The sequence below is a fragment of the Lentzea miocenica genome (assembly GCF_033949945.1).
In the GTDB taxonomy this organism is placed as follows: domain Bacteria; phylum Actinomycetota; class Actinomycetes; order Mycobacteriales; family Pseudonocardiaceae; genus Lentzea; species Lentzea miocenica.
In genome coordinates this window covers 22,389-38,452 of record NZ_JAXAVW010000056.1, presented here as the reverse complement: position 1 = coordinate 38,452, position 16,064 = coordinate 22,389, and the positions used below count along the sequence as shown (strand labels likewise).

Genomic DNA, 16,064 nt, shown 5'->3' with positions numbered 1-16,064 from the left:
TTCGCGCTCGGACTTCAGGTCGGCAGCCGCGAGGAGCAGGTCGCGCAGCTGCAACACCTCATGCGCATGGCAAGTTGGAAGCGGATCAGAATCCTGATCCTGCCCGTGGCCGCTGGTGCGCATGCCGGCATGGCCGGACCGTTCACGCTGCTCAAGTTTCCCAAGTACCAACCGCTCGTCTGGATCACGACGGAGAACTCCAGCCTGTTCGCTGAAGAGGAGCACGCGGTCCAGGGGTACGAAGCGGTCGTCGAGGCGCTCAACGACAGCAGCCTCGACGAGGACCAGTCGATGAAGTGGATGTCTCGCCGCTGCGTGCGCCTGCAAGAGGCCGCTGAGACCAAGGCCGTGAGCAACGAGGACGAGCCGTTTCCGCCGCTCTAGACGGGAAGGTCATCACTACCGATATGAGAGTGACCGACATGTTGTCCAAGACCGGCACCCACGCGCTGGGTTCCGCGGCCACCGAAGCCGCAGCGAAGCAACTGCGTCGATCTCTTCATGCCTAAAGACTTCCGGGCTACCACGCTTGAGCGTGCCATCGGTCGAACGCTGAGCCGCTGGCGAGATGACCGCAGTTTGAGTCTCCTCGAAGCAGGCAACCGCGTCGGCTTCAGCAGCGCCAAGCTGTCCATGATGGAAAACGCCATGCAGCCCTCCATGGTCGTCGACATCATGGCGCTGGGCTACGTCTACAAGGTGCCAACACCTGAGTGGCAGTTCCTGACGTCGCAGGCGCAACACGCCGCAGACCTTCGAGCGTGCCACCAGCCGCAGACTGTCATCTTCGACCCGGCTGAAGACTTTCCTCTCCTGATTGCCGATGCGACACGACTCAGGATGTTCGCCACAGGAACTGTTCCGGCCGTCTTCCAGCTCCCTGACTACATGACAGCAACAGTGCGGTGGGAAGACTCAGCCAAGGCAGCGCAGCTCTCGCGCGTCAGGGAAATATGGGCGACCCGATCAAGCGGCGATGATCCCATTGCCATCGAGGCGATATTCCCAGAAGCGGTACTGCGACAGGCAGTGGGAGGCAGGCGCGTGCTAAAAGCACAATTGCTTCACCTCATGGAGGTGAGTCAGCGGCCAGAAGTGAGTCTTCGGGTAGTGCTGGACGCGGCTGACGCCTATCCCGCGATGAGCTGCCCGTTCACGTGGTTGAGCTTCCCTCACCGACAGCACAACGACGTTGTGTACACAGAAACGTACCTGCGTTCCGAATACATAGAATCCGACACTCAAGTCGAGCAAGCGACAGAGCGGTTCTTCGCACTCAAGACGATCGCGCTGAAAGAAGATGAGACATTGACCTTCATCGCAGACAGCGCCGCGCGAATATAGCACCCGACACAGAATTCAAAGTGTGACCAATTGTACCTACACACGGCACACCACGATACATAGAGCGCCCCGCGCAAAACTCACTCTACCAAAAATCCATTAAGCTGAATTTGGCGGCAGCCTAAACACACTCGAAAGCTCTCTAGCAAAATCCACGTAGTTCGCAAGAGCATCCATGGCATTATCACCTAGGTACATTCCCCGAAGGTTTGATCTACCCATCTCCGAAACCATGTACTCCTCGCTACCTCCCATCACTATTAACGTCTCATCCAAGCCATAGCCATAGATTCGCTGTGCGACATACACCGCTACCGATGGAATTCCGGCAAGCAAACCTGCAGCCCCCACCCGCCAGAGGGCAATGAACCGGGAGGTATCTGCGGCTGTCGAATTGGTCTGAGCCAATCGGTCTAGGATACCAAGAAACGCCTCGACCGCGTAAATGGAGTGCACCTGATTGAACCTGCATGCGATCGCTGCAAGGACACTAATTATCCCGACCGCGTCCGACCTTGCAGACTCGTTCTTCGCAACGTCCTTCAATCGATCCACAACTTGCTCAAAGAGGGATCGCGAGCGCAATTCGAGTGCACGAACACCAGCTTGCCTCAGCAGCTCGGTAGTCGCATGCGAACCGCTTCCAGATTTCTCCAGATTGGTTGGCACTGAATAGACAACCATTCCGACCGCTGCTTCTGCCTCAAGCGTCATGGACAACAGTGGCCAGATGAACGAATCAAGCGTATCCATACGATCGCTCGGGTTGTTCAAATATTCAGAAACCGCGACACTAAGTACAGCCTTCAGCGCAGGGACGACTGGAGCCATTTCCTGGTCACGTGCGCGCAGGGTCGCTGCTGCCGACGACGATTCGGGGCGCAGTTTGTGTACGTTGACAACTTCTGCCCGCAGGGCTTCATACGAAAGTGCCCGAGCGCGACCGCGACGCGCCGCCAGCACATGCTCCCGCATCAAGTGGACGATCTGATGCCCCACTGCCTGGGCTGTACCGACGTCTCCAGATCGAGCATTTTCTAACATGAGGCGCGTCAGGGAAACAGCGCCTGTCGCAATCTCTTCAACTTCAACACTAGACCATGTCCTGAATGATCTCTCCGCCAAGCGAATCAAATCAGCCTTGATATCTTGATTCCTGGAAGGAACAAGAACTGCCACATCGCTTTCACGATCAACGATCGTCCCAAGCCCGCCAACGATCCGCAGTCTTGTGCCGTCCGAAAATGCGCCATGCTCAAGTAACCGCCTCATACGCGAACGTGAAGGAAGGAAGAAACCACGTCGAGCGGTTATTTCATAGCTCCACTCGCCTACTACAGCGTCGGACGAAAACTTGACAACTGGAACGCTCTTGAGGGCTTCACGGAGAGTGATCGCCCACGCTTGCGTTTTTCCAAGTTTAGTGCCCGATGCCCTAGCTAATGGCAACGTTGCTTCAACATAACCAGCGGCAGCACGACCTGGGTCCGTGCGCCGAAACAAGAGAAACACCGCAATTAATAGGCTGCAAACATATCCTGAGAAGGCAAGCAATGAAGCCCATCCAGCGACGCCAGCCAACTCCTTAACCTGATCTTGCGATAGGAGTGAGACGCATACCAGCACCAGCGACGCCGAATAGCAGAAGTTGACCGTCCATGATTGCCCGGCCAACCTAGCAATCTGCCCGGAAAATCGGGTTGCTGACATTTGTACGGTAAAGACGTTTGCCGTCAATAGGAGCGCTAGCAGAGCGATCGACTCGGCGATGCCAAGCGGCATCCTTCCTGGGTCACCACTCACGCCCAGCCGCTTAACAAAGAGTGCGCCGACGACACACAGCAACGGAGGGAGAGTCCACGGAAGGATTCTACGAACCAACATCCCGGCAACACTCACACCACGAGCCTTGCTGCGGTACACCCTTAACCGCGGAGGCCGATCCACAACCGCATCCGCCAAGCCGGCGGCTGCTGCAAGCTGCGCACTGGTAAGGCCGACATGCCTGGCAAGCTTGGCGATTACCTTACCGCTTTCACCAGCCCTGCTTCTCAGCGCAATTGCCAGCAGCTTGGCCTCAACCGGCAGGTAGGATTCGTGAGTTAAATCCTTGACCCCGCTCTGAATTAGCAAGGTGTTGGCAATTTGCTTGTCCAACTCCGGACGATGCGCAAGAAGACTCACAGCAACAGCACGAGATACCAATACGAGCTGGTTGGACGCATACGGGTCAATCTTAGCTCGCGAGTAGCTGAGAGCGATGGATAGGTATTCCTCTGCATGATTTTGAGGGAGTGCATCAACCGCATGGCCAACGAGACGTAGCAACAGAATACGTTTCTTTTCTCCTGCCGCCCTGAACTTTCCAGTTTCCAGCTCGCGAGCAAGATGCGCAGAGATTTCAGCCTGAGTAACGTTCTTCTTGATCCACATCAAAGCGGAGGCCCGCCAGTCGCCGAGGCCGCCAAGAAGTGAGTAGTCGATTATCGACTGCCATTTCGTGGTTTCGCTTCGATTACCCCGAACCATATCGCGCGCAAGCGGATCGCGCCAAACTTGCCGCCCAAGAGAGACTGGCGACAGATCCTTAGGGCACCGAAGCTCATCTGCCCACTGACCTGACTTCCCCGTAATCCAATATGCGCCTTGCCGAGCGATATCTATCGCGTTCTGAATCCTCGCGACTACGCGCTTGAGCTGGTAGCCATCAAGTTCCCGATCCTGCTCTGCGCGGCCGGCGACTTCGGGCATTCTCACTCGCCGCTTGTCCACTACCCGCACAGAGCCTTGGCGGACCGGCTCGGTCGGCCCCTCTGTTACAACGGACTCTGACTCGCGAATCATTTCGTCACTATCAATGCGAATCTTTCTTCGATGCCCCAGATCAGCAATGAAGAGAAATGCCGCAACGAAAGCCCATGGGATTGGCGCAAGCCGATTCGCTACCGACCTGAAGCGCCAACCTCTGTCGCCAAGTCTCGTCTTGCACACCTCGAACAGCATCCTCAGCCATGACAGGACGGAAAGCCTTGCCAATTCGGAGGAATAGTCACCGACGAGCGGGCCTGTTCGACGGCGCCTGTTAGTGCGCATACCCAAGCCCCCAACAACCGCCGATCAGAATATTAATCATGATTCTCGACCACCGGTTGCAACACCACCAGCTTCAGGCAGCATTTGCTCGCATCCTTCAAAATATAGCTCAGGGGGAACTTTTACTCCAAGCCGTGATGGCGCGCCGAGAAGAACATCTATCCGATCCTCGATCCTTTTCATTGCACTAGCGGCGGCCCGAGCTCCGTCGGCTAGGCTTGAACGCACCTCTTCGGATGCGCCCTGCTCTCGCGCTGCTTTCTCCAATCTCAGCATGTAGTCGTAACCTTCATGCTCCATCAGATGTTGCACAAACGGCTCAAGCGGGCTTACGCCGTACTCACCTTCGAGTTGTTCCGCACCCTGAGCACGAAGAACGCCTCTGTGAATCTCCGTGCGACCGCCTTCTTCGAGCCGGACTATATTGTCTCTAATAATTGTCACGTTTTCCGGGCGAAGCAGTCGTGTATCTTCGTCAGGCATGGCACCAAACGACAAATAGCCGTTCCCGCAGACCATCGTATCCCGCGCGAAGTGCGCCAGGAAGGTTTTGTTACTGCCCACATCGAGCGAGTCGCGCGCAAAAGCTGTGATCGCTTCCGGCCCTTCACCTGTCACATGCATACCTTGACTCAACAAAGTCGCAACATTGTCAACAGCCGCCCGGACAGCCGGAAAGCGATTGTAGACTCGTCGCAAAATGGGTGTGCGCAGAGCAATCTGCTCGCGATCCATGAAAACCGTGGTGTAGGTGACAACTAGAGGTCGACCTGAACTAGACGACCGGGCCTTAATCCTACTCGCGGCTTCTCGCCAGCCAACACTCCTAAGAAGATCTTCGACTTCCGTCAGAGCCTTGGAGTCCACCTTGGCAGCAAACCCCTCAAGCTGCGAAAATGAATTGCCATCAATACTGTCGACAAGTTCTTGCCTGTCCAACAACATTGCGAGCATCGCGATACAGTTCTTGATTTGAATCTCAACCGGGTGGTTAACAACGACCGCATGCAGAAACGGGTTGGCTTCGTCGCATTTTTGTGGGGCGACCACACGCATCGCCGGCGGAACAGGATCCTCACCCGGGATAGAAGGTATTTCAACGAGCTCGCCAGTGGCTATAAGTACCGGAAACCCATAGAGGGCCAATGTCAAGAAGGCGCCATGTTCGATGTGGGATATTCGCACATGTATTGGCCGGTCACCTTTCTTTGGCGTCGCACTGCTGATCGCTGCCAGCTCCGTCAGCGCAGAAGAAGATGCCTCAGTGTGACTCAAAGACGCAGCGCCATAGGCTACATGCGGCGGCTCGTTGCTTCGAAGGTAGACCATGCCCGTTTGGCTCCCTTCGGCTGAAGCGGAGCTGAAATGTTACAGCCGGGGAGCCCCGAGGCGACCTGCGACACCCAGATCGAGACCGGCTGCAACCCAAGGTCACGGGGCGCGGCCATTCCCCACCCCTTCAAGGACGTCTAAGTTCGTGACGCGCGACCAGTACCGGCCCGGATGCGGTGCCATCGTTGGCGCCCGGATCAGCCAGGGCAGCTTTGACGGTGACAGCGTCGCGCTTCGCACCCGCTCAGGGCAAGCGTCAGGCGACGGGCAGACCTGTCCCGCTCGATCCCTCCCGACACAACGCGCGTGAGCGAGGCACACCACACGTCTGGGACAACCAAACACGTCCCTGTCCTACGTCCTGTGGCATGCATGTCCGCAGCTCTCCGTCCCACAGACGACCTCAGAGGCCCGTCCCGCGCAACCACCGCGGGACGGGCCTCATGGCAGCACAGGCCACCTAGGCTTCCTCAGGGCCCGCCAAGGACTACGTGGGTGAATAGTGTGCGACTTCGTCCTCGGACACTGAAGATGGTGAAGCAGAAGAGGTCGTCGCGCAGACGGCCTCTTCTGCTTTTTCGTACTTCGGCGAGCAACGTTCCGGTCACCCCGTCCCGGTGACGGCGATCACTTGGGGCGCCGGGGACAGCTCAACCACGAGATTCGGCTCAGATCCTCATTTGCTTCGTCGTACGTCAGCTCGATCCCGAGTTCACCCGCTGACCTGCGCGGAGTGGACGATCCACAGTGGACGCGCACGCCTCCGGCCGGACGGCGAAGACTTGGCATTGGACGAATAGTCGTTCAGGATGCCGCGCGTGCAGAGTGCGGCGAGGTTCGGCGACAGCGGTGAGATCTCCGGTGTCACGTGGTCGATGCGCCGTGCGAGTCCCGGAAACCCCTCTGGGGACGCGGTCCTCGCGGCCGCGCGAGGAGGCGACGAGGACGCCTTCCGCGCCCTCTACCGAGACATCCAGCCGAAGCTGCTGCGGTATCTCCAGGTGCTGGTCGGAGCCGATGCCGAGGACGTGGCGTCCGACGCCTGGCTGCAGATCGCGCGGGACCTGGGATCGTTCCGCGGGGACCTTGACGGGTTCCGCGGCTGGGCGACCACGATCGCCCGCAACCGTGCGATGGACCACCTCCGCCGTCAGCAACGCCGGCCGGTCGTGCACGGGACCGTCGAGGACGTCGCCGAGCCCGCTGGGCCGGAGGACACGGCTCAGGCGGCGCTGGACTCCGCGGCCACCGACGCCGCGCTGGCACTGATCGCCAGGCTGCCGCGGGACCAGGCCGAGGCCGTGCTGTTGCGGGTGGTCGTGGGCCTGGACGCGAAGGCCGCGGCCAAGGTGCTCGGCAAGCGGGCCGGCGCCGTGCGCACCGCGGCGCACCGCGGCCTGCGCACGCTGGCCGAGCTCCTCGCCGCAACGTCTCCACCAGGGCCGACATCGTCGGAGTGACAAAAAACCGAGCCCTGACGCTGAAGGACATGAGATGAGCACCCACCGATCCCGTCGCATCGACCGGCGTACCGCGGAGCAGCTGCTGCGCGATGCGCCCGGCCGGCTGCCGGTCGCCGGAAGCGACCGGCTGAGCGACCTGCTCGCGGCGGCGGGTGCGCCTGCCCGCGACCAGGAGCTGGCCGGTGAGCAGGCCGCCATGGCGGCGTTCCGCGACGCTCGTCTCGCTACCGCCCCTCAGCGATGGAGACCCCGGATGCTCAAGGCCGCACTGGCGAACCTGCTCGCTGTGAAGATCGCCGGTGTCACGGCGCTGGCCGCCGGCGGCATCGCGCTGGCCGCCGCGGCGGGCACGCTGCCCGGCCAGCAGCGCGAGGAACCGGCCACGCCCGCCAGTACGAACGTCGTCAGCACGACGTCCGCCACCACGACCGCGACGTCGAAGGGGCCGGAGAAGAAGCCGGACAACAGCGCCTCTCCCTCGCCGTCGCTCAAGGGCCTGTGCCAGGCCTACACGGGGGGCGCGGGCTCGGAGCACGGCAAGTCGCACGACAACCCGGCGTTCAGCGCCTTGATCACGGCCGCGGGCGGCGCCGAACGGGTGCCCGGCTTCTGCGCCGACCTGCTCGGCGAGAAGCCCGGCAAGCCCGACCACACGCCTGGCAAACCCACCCGCTCGAACCGCTGACGCGCCACGACATCCGGGCGACCTGACTGCCCCCTCACCGGGTCGCCCGTTCCGGACGGGCGGCGGCCTGTGCCCCACGCCGCCGCTCGTCCACCCCTTTTCCGCCGCCCAGAAGTGGAGGAGAACCTGTGACCGACGCCTGTCCGCACGCTTTGTCCGCCGGCAGCTACCTGCTCGGCATGCTCACCGCCGAGGAGACCCACGAGTTCCGGCAGCACAGCACGCGATGCTCGCACTGCCGTGGGGAGCTCGTGGACTTGATGCCCGGCGCCCTTTACCTCCAGGAGCTCAGAGCGGACATCCTCGCGGCCGGGCAGCGCCCGTGCACGGAGCGACCCTTCCTCTCCACGGTCGTGGCACGGGAACCGAGATGGATTGCCGGCTGCGGCACGTCCTGACTCCCGGGCTGACGCGCCGGAAGCCGCGTCCGGGGTCACACTGGTTGCCGCCCAGCTGGGGGAATCCCTTCGGCCGAAAGGCAGCCGCCATGCGTGCAGTTCGTTTCCACGAGTTCGGCGACCCGCGCGTCCTCACCGTCGAGGACGCGCCGGCTCCGCACGCCGGACCTGGAGAGATCCGGATCAGGGTCCAGGCCGCGAGCGTGAACCCGATCGACTGGAAGATCCGGGCCGGCTACATGTCCGAGATCATGCCGACCACGTTCCCCGCCATCACCGGGAGCGACGCCACCGGTGTCGTCGACGAGATCGGCGAGGGCGTCACCGGCGTCAAGTCCGGTGACCGGGTGTTCGGCCTGGGGCAGGGCACCGTCGCCGAACACGCGGTGCTCACCGCCTGGGCGCCCGTGCCCAGCACCTGGACGATGGAGCAGGCAGCCGCGGCCGGCCTCGTCTCCGCCACCGCCATCGCCTCCCTCAACGCCCTCGGTGACCTCGCCGGCAAGACGGTGCTCGTCGAGGGTGCCGCCGGCGGCGTCGGTTCCGCCGCCGTGCAGATCGCCGCCGCCCGCGGCGCCACGGTGATCGGCACCGCGAGCGAGGCCAACCACGACTTCCTCCGTGAACTCGGCGCGACACCCGTCACCTACGGCGAAGGTCTGGCCGAGCGGGTCACCGCGGTCGCCCCGGCCGGGGTCGACGCCGCGCTGGACACCGCCGGCTCTGGTTCGCTCGCCGACATCGTCGCTCTCGTCGGCGATCCCTCGCGCGTCGTGACCGTGGCCGACTTCGGCGCCGCCGCCCTCGGCGTCGCGATCATCGCGGGCAACACGAACGCCGCCGTCAATCTCGCGGACGCCTCCCGGCTCGGGGAGAGCGGGGCTTACACCCCGCGGGTGCAGGCCGGCTACCCGCTGGAGAAGACCACCGACGCGCACGCCCACGTGCAGGGCGGCCACACCCGAGGCAAGGTCCTCATCACCCTCTGACGCGCACGCCGCCGTCAGCGCTCCTGGTCCGAACCGGGCAGGTGGACACCCGCGGCGCGGAGCTTCGTCTCGACGAGCACGGCCAGACGGGCCGCGGCCGAGTCCGGTTCCTCGCCGTGGTGGGCGATGAGGCGGTACCGCGTCCCGGGTTCGGTGCGGGCCCGCAGGCTGGTCACGATCTTGAGGTGTTCGGGGTTGGCGAGGTAGTGGCCGGACAGGTCGGCGGCCAGCCCTGGCACGCGGGGGTCGTCCGGTGCCCAGCCGGGGACCTCGGCGATGCGTCTGACCAGTGCGACGAACCGGGGATCCCGCACGGCGTTCTCGACCTGGTCCAGGTAGTCGTCGAAGCCGTTCGGGACCAGGGCTTTGGCCAGCACGAAGGACTCCCTGGCGATCGTGACGTCCTGCGGGGTGAAGCCGACGCCGGGCATGCCGTCCAGCAGCGCCGTGGCGCGGTCGGGCAGCAGGGCCCGGTCGCCGCCGGCCAGCCGGCGCAGGGTGTGCAGTCGCGCGGCCAGTTCGTCGATCCGTTCGACGAGTTGCCGCTCGACCTCGGCCACCGAGGCGGCGAACGACGCTGGGCCGGAGTCGAGCAGCGCGCCGACCTCCGCCAGCGGCACGCCTGCGGCGGCCAGAGTTCTCACCTGCACGAGCCGCGTCAGATCGGCCGAGCTGTAGCGCCGGTAGCCCGAGCTGTCCCGTTCCGGCTCGTTGACCAGGCCGAGCTTGTGGTAGTGCCGGACCGTCTTGACCGTGACGCCGACGAAGGTCGCCGCCTGCCCGATCGTCACCCCGTTCATCGGCTGTCAGCCTGCCTCACGTGCGGGTGGAGTGCGCGGCCGTCTCACGCACGGCGGTGGCGACGGCCCGGAAGTCCTTGCGCAGGATCTGCGTGTGGTTGCTCGGCACCTTGGAGCTGACCCGCAGGTGCGGGTTGCGGCGAAGCACCGGATCGAGCGTGGCCCGCATCTCCTCCATCTCCTCCGCGCCCCCCACCGAGGTTCGCGCCCGTGGCGAGGACGTAGCTGACCGGGCAGGTCAGCCGGTCCAGTACCGGGTCGAGCGCCGCGCAGATCTCGTTGATCTCGATGTTGACCTCGGCGTGCTGGGCGGCGGTCATCCTGGCCGCCAGGCCGAACGGGCTCGCGAGCGGCAGCAGGAACCGCATCCGGCCGAAGATGCGCCGGATCCGTTCCCTGTTCGCCTCGCCGGTCAGGCCCCACGGCATCGCGCCGTCCACCACGACCACACCTGCGACCCGGTCCGGGTTGCGGGCGGCCCAGTGCACCGCGAGCGCCGCGCCGTAGGGCCAGCCGACCAGGAGTGGTCTGTCCACATCGGACGCGGCGACGATCGCGCCGACGTCACGCAGGCACGCTTCGAAGGAGTAGTCCGCTGACCGCTTCGAGGCGCCGCGGGCTCGTTCGTCGTAGGTGATGTGCCTCCACCCGGTGCCCAGTTCGGCGATCACCGGGCGCCAGGACCGTTGGCTGGCATAGGAACCGTTGAGGTAGAGCACCGAACGGCCGGGGCCACCGGTGTCGGTGAACGCGAGGGCCGTGTCGTCGACGGGCACCATGCCGGTGCGGGGTGAGGTGGTCATGCGATGCAGCGTCCACCCTGACCTCGGGTCAAGGTCAAGACGTTCACCGGCGACACCGCGATGACGAGAAAGGGGCTGCCCGTTCCGGACAGCCCCTTTCTCGTTGAAGACGCGAACTACAGGCCCGACTCCGTGGTCCGGACCAGGATGGCGCCGCACTCCTCGCAGCGCACGACCTCGTCGGCCGCCGCGTCCTTCAGCTTCGACACCGCGTTGCGGTCCAGCTCGATCCGGCACGCGCCGCAACGGCGGGACTGGATGAGGGCCGCACCGATGCCGCGCTGCTCGCGCTGACGGTCGTAGGCCTTCAACAGGTCGTCCGGGAAGCCCTTGGCCATCGTCACGCGGTCGGCGACGCGCCTGGTCTCGGTCGTCTCGAGGTCGGAGAGGGCCGCGTCACGACGGCGGCTGGCGTCTTCGAGGGTCTCGCGGGCCTTGTCGAGCTCGACGCGGGCGAACGAGGCGTCGGCGTCCACGGCCTCGCGGCGTTCCATCAGTTCCAGCAGGTCGTCCTCGAGGATGCCCTGACGACGCTGGATGGTGGCGAGCTCGTGTTCGAGCTCGGTGAGCTGCTTGGCGCCGACCGAGCCGGACTGCATGAGCTTGCGGTCACGTTCCCCGCGGGCTCGCACCTGGTCGATCTCGGTCTCCGCGCGCTTCACGTCGCGGTCGAGGTCGGTGAGCGTCGTCTCGACGGCCACCAGCGCGTCCTGCTTCGCGCGCAGCTGCTGCTCGGCCTCGGCGATCTCCGCGATTTCGGGCAGCGTGCGGCGACGGTGGGTGACACGCGCCAGTTCGGCATCGACCTGAGCCAGGTCGAGCAGCCTGCGCTGCACTGCGGGATCGGCTTTCACGCATGTCCTCCTACTGCTGAGCTCGTCGCACCGACGGTCCACGGGTCGGTCCGGCGGGTGGAGACGAGTACGTCGACCCTACCGCCGAAGGCATCCCGCAGGATCTCCGCCGCCTGCTCGCACCACGGCCACTCGCTGGCCCAGTGCGCCACGTCCACCAACGCGGGCCCGCCGGACTCGACGTGCTCGCTCGCCGGGTGGTGACGCAGGTCGGCCGTGACGTAGGCGTCGACCCCCGCGCGCCGCACCGCGCCCAGGAAGCTGTCGCCCGCGCCACCGCACACCGCGACCCGTTTGATCAGGCGTTCCGGGTCGCCGGCGGCCCGCACGCCCTGGATCGTGGCGGGCAACGCGTCGGCCACGCGCTGGGCGAAGACCCTCAGCGGTTCGGCCTCCGGCAGCTCGCCGATGCGACCCAGACCGGTGGCGCCCGGCAGGTCCGCCATCTCGTGCAGGGTGAAACCGGTCTCGTCGTCCTGGCGGGCCGCTTCGAGGGCGTTGAGGACGGCGTTGCGGCGTGAGCGCGGCAGGACCAGTTCGAGGCGCGTGCCGTCGAGGCCGATCACGTCGGCACCCGCGTCGGTCAGCGCCTTGATCACGTGCTCCCCGCCCGTCGCCGGCACGGAGGTCGTCAGCACGTCCGCCGGAGTGCGCGGCGCGGCGTCGAGCGGTCCGGTGATGGTGAGCCCGATGGCGTTCGCGAGCGCGTCCGAGACGCCCGGCAACGCGCTGTCCGCGTTGGTGTGCGCGCAATACAAGGCGGAGCGGTTCCGGATCAGCTTGTGCACCAACGCGCCCTTGGGATCGTCGGCCGGAACACCGTTGACGCCTTTGAGAAGCAGCGGGTGATGAGCCAGCACGAGCTGCGCCCCAGCGGCCACCGCCTCGTCCACAGTGGACTTCGTCGGGTCGACGCAGACCAGGACCCTGGTGACGTCGTCGTCCGGGTCGCCGCAGACCAGGCCGACCGCATCCCACTTCTCGGCGGTCTTCGGCGGATACGCGGACTCCAGCACCGCGATCACGTCGGCGAGCTTCAAGCCAGTTCCTCCATCACTACCCGCAGCGCGTCCACGAACACCGCGAACTCCTTCGGCGGCCTGATCGCCACGCGCAGGTACGTGTCGTCGAGTCCGGGGAACGTGTCGCACCGGCGTACCGCGATCCCCTTGTCCCGCAACGCCTCCCGCGCCCCCTTCGGTGCCCTGATCAGCAGGAACGGCGCTTTCGGAGGTACCACGACCAGACCTTGGAGCTGCTCCAAGGCGTACGCGGCGTGCGCCTCGGCCTCCGCGGCGAACTGAGCAGAGGCCTCCAGCGCCTCCGGCTCGCAGCACGCCGTGATCGCCTCCAGCGTCAGGCTGCCGACGGGCCAGTGCGGACGGCCGTGCGCCAGCCGTTCGAGAGTCCCCGGATCGCCGAGGAAGTACCCGGCCCGCAGCCCGGCCAGGCCCCACGTCTTGGTGAGGCTGCGCAGAACGAGCACTTCGGGGTCCCGCGCGAGCGACTCCGGCTCACCGGGCACGGCGTCCATGAACGCCTCGTCGACGACCAGCCGGCCGGGCAGCTGCTTGATCCTGGCGGCCGCGTGCAGCACCGACGTGGGGTTCGTGGGGTTGCCGATGACGGTGAGGTCGGCGTCCGTCCGCACGTCGCGCAGCTGGAAGTCGCCGTCGAGCAGCACGTGTTCCACCGGAATTCCGGCGTCGCGGAACGCCACTTCGGGCTCGGTGAAGCCCGGATGCACGATCGCCGCCCGGCGCGGCGAGAGCTTCGGAAGCAGCGCGAAGCCCTCAGCGGCACCGTTGAGCAGCAGAACCTCGTCAGGCGAGCGCCCGTGACGGCGTGCGACGGCCTCACGGGCGCGCTCTTCAGCCTGCTTGGAGGGATAACGGCCAAGGCCGTCGAGCGCCGCGGCCAGCCGTGCGCGCAGCCAATCGGGCGGGTGCGGCACCCGCACGTTGACGGCGAAGTCGGCAAGGCCTGGCGCGGCGTCGACGTCACCGTGGTGGCGCAGGTCTGGGCTGGTCATCGCCTCGGATTCTAGGCGACCAGCTCAGAGCCCTGCGTCACTGCATGTAGCGGCGGAGCTCGGTGAGGTGGCTGATCAGCTCGTCCAGCTGGAAGGCGTCGAGCTGCGCGGACTCACCGGGCGGGGTGCGGAAGCAGACGCGACCCTTCTCGTTGAGGTACACCTCGAACGCACGACGGCGCCCGAGGGCATCGGTGCACCCGATGATCTCCCGTTGCGGGGGCACGTCGGTACCTGTCTGCATGGGCGGCCTCCATGTCGTTTGTCCGTACATCTTGCGACAGCGGTTGAGCGTTACCGTGCGGCGGTGCTCACTCGCCGATCTTCTTGGCCGACAAAGTGATCGCTGTGGTGCAGTCGACGACTTCGCCGGCGGGCACGCTTTGCGCCGTTGTCTCCCAGTTTCGATCAAGCACGAGCATGCGACCACGGCCCGTCGCATCTTGCTCCCGCAGCACGTAGAGACCTGCGGCCTGCATCGTGTCCTGAGCGTACTGGTGCACCATGCCGACCACGTTCGGAACGGTGCACGTCTTGGCGGCGGCGACGGGCACCGGCGGGACAGGCGCGGCGGACGTCGGCGGGACGGGCGCAGTGGCGGAAGTCGTCGTGGCGGCAAGGGCAGGAGCGCTCACCGACGACTGCGCGGGAGCGGCACCTTGCTGCGGCACACAGGCACCGAGCGCCGCCAGCGCAACCGCCACCCCGGCCGCGAGCTGCAAGTTCTTCCTGTTCAGGTACCGCACGGCGAACGCCATCGTGAGCTCCAAAGTGGTCCGGCGAGTTCGGCCGGTCCGTCGAATCACAACGCACTCTCGTTACCCAGGGTGCACGAACACCACCCGGTTGGACGGTTTCCGTAACCAAATCCCTTAGGCTGCGCGATATGCAGGTCCACGTCTCGTTCGTCTGCACCGGCAACATCTGCCGGTCCCCAGTGGCAGCACTCGTCTTCCGAGAATGGCTGTCGCGCGAGGGACTGTCCTCTTCCGTCACCGTGTCCAGTGCCGGCACCGGTGGGTGGCACGTCGGCGACCCGGCCGACCCACGAGCGCTGAAGACGTTGGCGGACAACGGATACCCGACCGATCACGTGGCCGCACAGGTAGGCGACCTGCACTTGGCGGCGGACCTGCTGGTGGCACTCGACTCCGGCCACGCACGGGCGTTGCGCCGGATGGTCGACCCCGATCGAGTCCGGCTGCTGCGCTCGTTCGACCCGGACGCCGACGACGTGGACGTGCCGGATCCCTACTACGGCGACGATTCCGGGTTCACCGACGTGCTGGTGATGATCGAGGCGTCGATGCCGGGGCTGATCGCATGGGTCCGCGAGCAGCTCTGAGGCCCGCGCGCTTCTTCAGGAAGCTGTGACCTTTCGCCCGCGAACATCTGTGATCCGGTGCACAAGACCAAGGGTTTCCGCACCGCCGCGCCTGGCCGCACGTTCCAACGGCTCCAGGCGGTCGCGGGCACGTCTGCTGTTCAGCTGGTCGACGAGGTTCAACGACCTCGTCGCCGCGCGCACGCCTTCATCGACGTCACCGCTGCGGAGGTAGCACGTCGCAAGCTCCGCCAGATCGAAGGAACGGGCCAGCGCGTAGTCATCACCTCGATGCACCGACACCGGCCCGGCTCATCGGCCAAGGTGATCGGCTGGACCGATTAGTGCGGTCGCCAAGCGGTCGTTCCCGCAGGTAGAGCGTGCCAGGATGAGGTTCATGGACCTCACCGGCTGGACGTGGCTGAACGAACCGCGGCAGTGGTCGACCGACCCCCTGACTGTGCACGCCGACCCCAGCAGCGACTTCTGGCGCCTCACCGGCAACGGCATCATCCGCGACAACGGCCACCTCTACGGCCTGAGCCTGACCGGCGACTTCACCATCACCGCGACCTTCAGCGGCGAGTATGCGGCGCAGTACGACCACGCCGGCGTCGGGCTGCTGATCGACGGCGAGAACTGGATCAAGGCCGGCGTCGAGGTGTTCGACGGGAAGCAGCAGGCGAGCACGGTCGTGACCAGGGGTTTCTCGGACTGGAACCTCGCGCTGACGCCCGCCTTCGAACGGTTCACGATCAGCGCGGAACGCAAGGGCGACGCGGTGTGGGTGAGGTACGGGATCGACGGCGAGGAACCCTCGAAGCTGCTGCGCAAGGCCTTCTTCCCGCCGGCAGCCGAGGCCAAGGCCGGGATCATGGCGGCGAGCCCGGAGGGCGACGGGTTCGTGACCCAGTTCCACGAGGTCCAGCTCACCCGTTAGCGGCGTT

Annotated in this window: 18 protein-coding genes; 9 read left to right on the top strand and 9 right to left on the bottom strand. The window is 65.1% G+C overall.

The window, feature by feature from the left end; genetic code table 11:
• Window positions 1–384, top strand: a 384-nt coding sequence (locus tag SK803_RS43640; protein WP_319972127.1) for a Scr1 family TA system antitoxin-like transcriptional regulator, incomplete at its 5' end; no start/stop codon positions are given.
• Between the two features lie 117 nt (window positions 385–501).
• Window positions 502–1,344, top strand: coding sequence for a DUF5753 domain-containing protein (locus SK803_RS43635; RefSeq protein ID WP_319972126.1), 843 nt, complete (start codon window positions 502–504; stop codon window positions 1,342–1,344).
• Between the two features lie 99 nt (window positions 1,345–1,443).
• Here SK803_RS43635 and SK803_RS43630 read toward each other — a convergent pair whose 3' ends face one another.
• Window positions 1,444–4,347, bottom strand: a complete 2,904-nt coding sequence (locus SK803_RS43630; protein WP_319972125.1) for a hypothetical protein — start codon at window positions 4,345–4,347, stop codon at window positions 1,444–1,446.
• A gap of 126 nt (window positions 4,348–4,473) precedes the next feature.
• Window positions 4,474–5,766, bottom strand: a complete 1,293-nt coding sequence (locus SK803_RS43625; protein WP_319972124.1) for a hypothetical protein — start codon at window positions 5,764–5,766, stop codon at window positions 4,474–4,476.
• A gap of 812 nt (window positions 5,767–6,578) precedes the next feature.
• Here SK803_RS43625 and SK803_RS43620 point away from each other — a divergent pair.
• The 4 genes from SK803_RS43620 (at window position 6,579) to SK803_RS43605 (ending at window position 9,304) form a co-directional block, all read left to right on the top strand.
• The gene (locus SK803_RS43620) at window positions 6,579–7,229 is read left to right on the top strand and encodes an RNA polymerase sigma factor (protein WP_319972123.1); all 651 of its coding nucleotides are present in this window, start codon (window positions 6,579–6,581) and stop codon (window positions 7,227–7,229) included.
• 34 nt (window positions 7,230–7,263) lie between these two features.
• Entirely contained in the window at window positions 7,264–7,917 is a 654-nt protein-coding gene (locus tag SK803_RS43615) for a hypothetical protein (protein WP_319972122.1), read from the top strand.
• Between the two features lie 128 nt (window positions 7,918–8,045).
• Window positions 8,046–8,315, top strand: coding sequence for a zf-HC2 domain-containing protein (locus SK803_RS43610; RefSeq protein ID WP_319972121.1), 270 nt, complete (start codon window positions 8,046–8,048; stop codon window positions 8,313–8,315).
• 89 nt (window positions 8,316–8,404) lie between these two features.
• Window positions 8,405–9,304 carry an NADP-dependent oxidoreductase gene (locus tag SK803_RS43605; protein ID WP_319972120.1) on the top strand — a complete coding sequence of 300 codons (900 nt, stop codon included), beginning with the start codon at window positions 8,405–8,407 and terminating at the stop codon, window positions 9,302–9,304.
• Between the two features lie 14 nt (window positions 9,305–9,318).
• On the opposite strand, the gene SK803_RS43600 is transcribed toward SK803_RS43605, so the two are convergent.
• The 7 genes from SK803_RS43600 to SK803_RS43570 all read right to left on the bottom strand — a co-directional run bounded on the left by SK803_RS43600 (window position 9,319) and on the right by SK803_RS43570 (window position 14,551).
• Window positions 9,319–10,104: a MerR family transcriptional regulator gene (locus SK803_RS43600; protein WP_319972119.1), complete on the bottom strand. Its 786-nt coding sequence runs from the start codon at window positions 10,102–10,104 to the stop codon at window positions 9,319–9,321.
• A 44-nt stretch (window positions 10,105–10,148) separates the two neighbouring features.
• Window positions 10,149–10,907 carry an alpha/beta fold hydrolase gene (locus SK803_RS43595; RefSeq protein WP_319972118.1) on the bottom strand — a complete coding sequence of 253 codons (759 nt, stop codon included), beginning with the start codon at window positions 10,905–10,907 and terminating at the stop codon, window positions 10,149–10,151.
• A gap of 116 nt (window positions 10,908–11,023) precedes the next feature.
• Entirely contained in the window at window positions 11,024–11,761 is a 738-nt protein-coding gene (locus tag SK803_RS43590) for a zinc ribbon domain-containing protein (RefSeq protein WP_319972117.1), read from the bottom strand.
• On the bottom strand, window positions 11,758–12,801 hold the full coding sequence (locus tag SK803_RS43585) for a Nif3-like dinuclear metal center hexameric protein (RefSeq protein ID WP_319972116.1): 1,044 nt from the start codon (window positions 12,799–12,801) through the stop codon (window positions 11,758–11,760). The genes SK803_RS43590 and SK803_RS43585 overlap by 4 nt, the downstream gene beginning before the upstream one ends.
• Complete coding sequence (cobC, locus tag SK803_RS43580) at window positions 12,798–13,793, bottom strand: Rv2231c family pyridoxal phosphate-dependent protein CobC (RefSeq protein WP_319972115.1); 996 nt, start codon at window positions 13,791–13,793, stop codon at window positions 12,798–12,800. The genes SK803_RS43585 and cobC overlap by 4 nt, the downstream gene beginning before the upstream one ends.
• Before the next feature lie 37 nt (window positions 13,794–13,830).
• Window positions 13,831–14,037 (bottom strand): hypothetical protein, encoded by a 207-nt coding sequence (locus tag SK803_RS43575; protein WP_030472678.1) that lies wholly within the window; start codon window positions 14,035–14,037, stop codon window positions 13,831–13,833.
• A 67-nt stretch (window positions 14,038–14,104) separates the two neighbouring features.
• Window positions 14,105–14,551, bottom strand: a complete 447-nt coding sequence (locus SK803_RS43570) for a PASTA domain-containing protein (protein ID WP_319972113.1) — start codon at window positions 14,549–14,551, stop codon at window positions 14,105–14,107.
• A 128-nt stretch (window positions 14,552–14,679) separates the two neighbouring features.
• On the opposite strand from SK803_RS43570, the gene SK803_RS43565 reads away from it, so the two are divergent.
• The 3 genes from SK803_RS43565 to SK803_RS43555 are packed head-to-tail and all read left to right on the top strand — an operon-like array spanning window position 14,680 to window position 16,057.
• Window positions 14,680–15,138, top strand: coding sequence for a low molecular weight protein-tyrosine-phosphatase (locus SK803_RS43565; RefSeq protein ID WP_319972112.1), 459 nt, complete (start codon window positions 14,680–14,682; stop codon window positions 15,136–15,138).
• A gap of 57 nt (window positions 15,139–15,195) precedes the next feature.
• Window positions 15,196–15,462: a hypothetical protein gene (locus tag SK803_RS43560; protein WP_319972111.1), complete on the top strand. Its 267-nt coding sequence runs from the start codon at window positions 15,196–15,198 to the stop codon at window positions 15,460–15,462.
• 43 nt (window positions 15,463–15,505) lie between these two features.
• The gene (locus SK803_RS43555; protein ID WP_319972110.1) at window positions 15,506–16,057 is read left to right on the top strand and encodes a DUF1349 domain-containing protein; all 552 of its coding nucleotides are present in this window, start codon (window positions 15,506–15,508) and stop codon (window positions 16,055–16,057) included.
• Window positions 16,058–16,064 lie beyond the last annotated feature (7 nt).

What these genes read in the sequence shown, in the direction of transcription:
- cobC (WP_319972115.1), bottom strand. Translation starts at nt 13,793, where the DNA reads ATGACCAGCCCAGACCTGCGCCACCACGGTGACGTCGACGCCGCGCCA.
- SK803_RS43575 (WP_030472678.1), bottom strand. Translation starts at nt 14,037, where the DNA reads ATGCAGACAGGTACCGACGTGCCCCCGCAACGGGAGATCATCGGGTGC.
- SK803_RS43595 (WP_319972118.1), bottom strand. Translation starts at nt 10,907, where the DNA reads ATGACCACCTCACCCCGCACCGGCATGGTGCCCGTCGACGACACGGCC.
- SK803_RS43555 (WP_319972110.1), top strand. Translation starts at nt 15,506, where the DNA reads ATGAGGTTCATGGACCTCACCGGCTGGACGTGGCTGAACGAACCGCGG.
- SK803_RS43565 (WP_319972112.1), top strand. Translation starts at nt 14,680, where the DNA reads ATGCAGGTCCACGTCTCGTTCGTCTGCACCGGCAACATCTGCCGGTCC.
- SK803_RS43635 (WP_319972126.1), top strand. Translation starts at nt 502, where the DNA reads ATGCCTAAAGACTTCCGGGCTACCACGCTTGAGCGTGCCATCGGTCGA.
- SK803_RS43605 (WP_319972120.1), top strand. Translation starts at nt 8,405, where the DNA reads ATGCGTGCAGTTCGTTTCCACGAGTTCGGCGACCCGCGCGTCCTCACC.
- SK803_RS43600 (WP_319972119.1), bottom strand. Translation starts at nt 10,104, where the DNA reads ATGAACGGGGTGACGATCGGGCAGGCGGCGACCTTCGTCGGCGTCACG.
- SK803_RS43630 (WP_319972125.1), bottom strand. Translation starts at nt 4,347, where the DNA reads ATGCTGTTCGAGGTGTGCAAGACGAGACTTGGCGACAGAGGTTGGCGC.
- SK803_RS43620 (WP_319972123.1), top strand. Translation starts at nt 6,579, where the DNA reads ATGCCGCGCGTGCAGAGTGCGGCGAGGTTCGGCGACAGCGGTGAGATC.
- SK803_RS43625 (WP_319972124.1), bottom strand. Translation starts at nt 5,766, where the DNA reads ATGGTCTACCTTCGAAGCAACGAGCCGCCGCATGTAGCCTATGGCGCT.
- SK803_RS43615 (WP_319972122.1), top strand. Translation starts at nt 7,264, where the DNA reads ATGAGCACCCACCGATCCCGTCGCATCGACCGGCGTACCGCGGAGCAG.
- SK803_RS43570 (WP_319972113.1), bottom strand. Translation starts at nt 14,551, where the DNA reads ATGGCGTTCGCCGTGCGGTACCTGAACAGGAAGAACTTGCAGCTCGCG.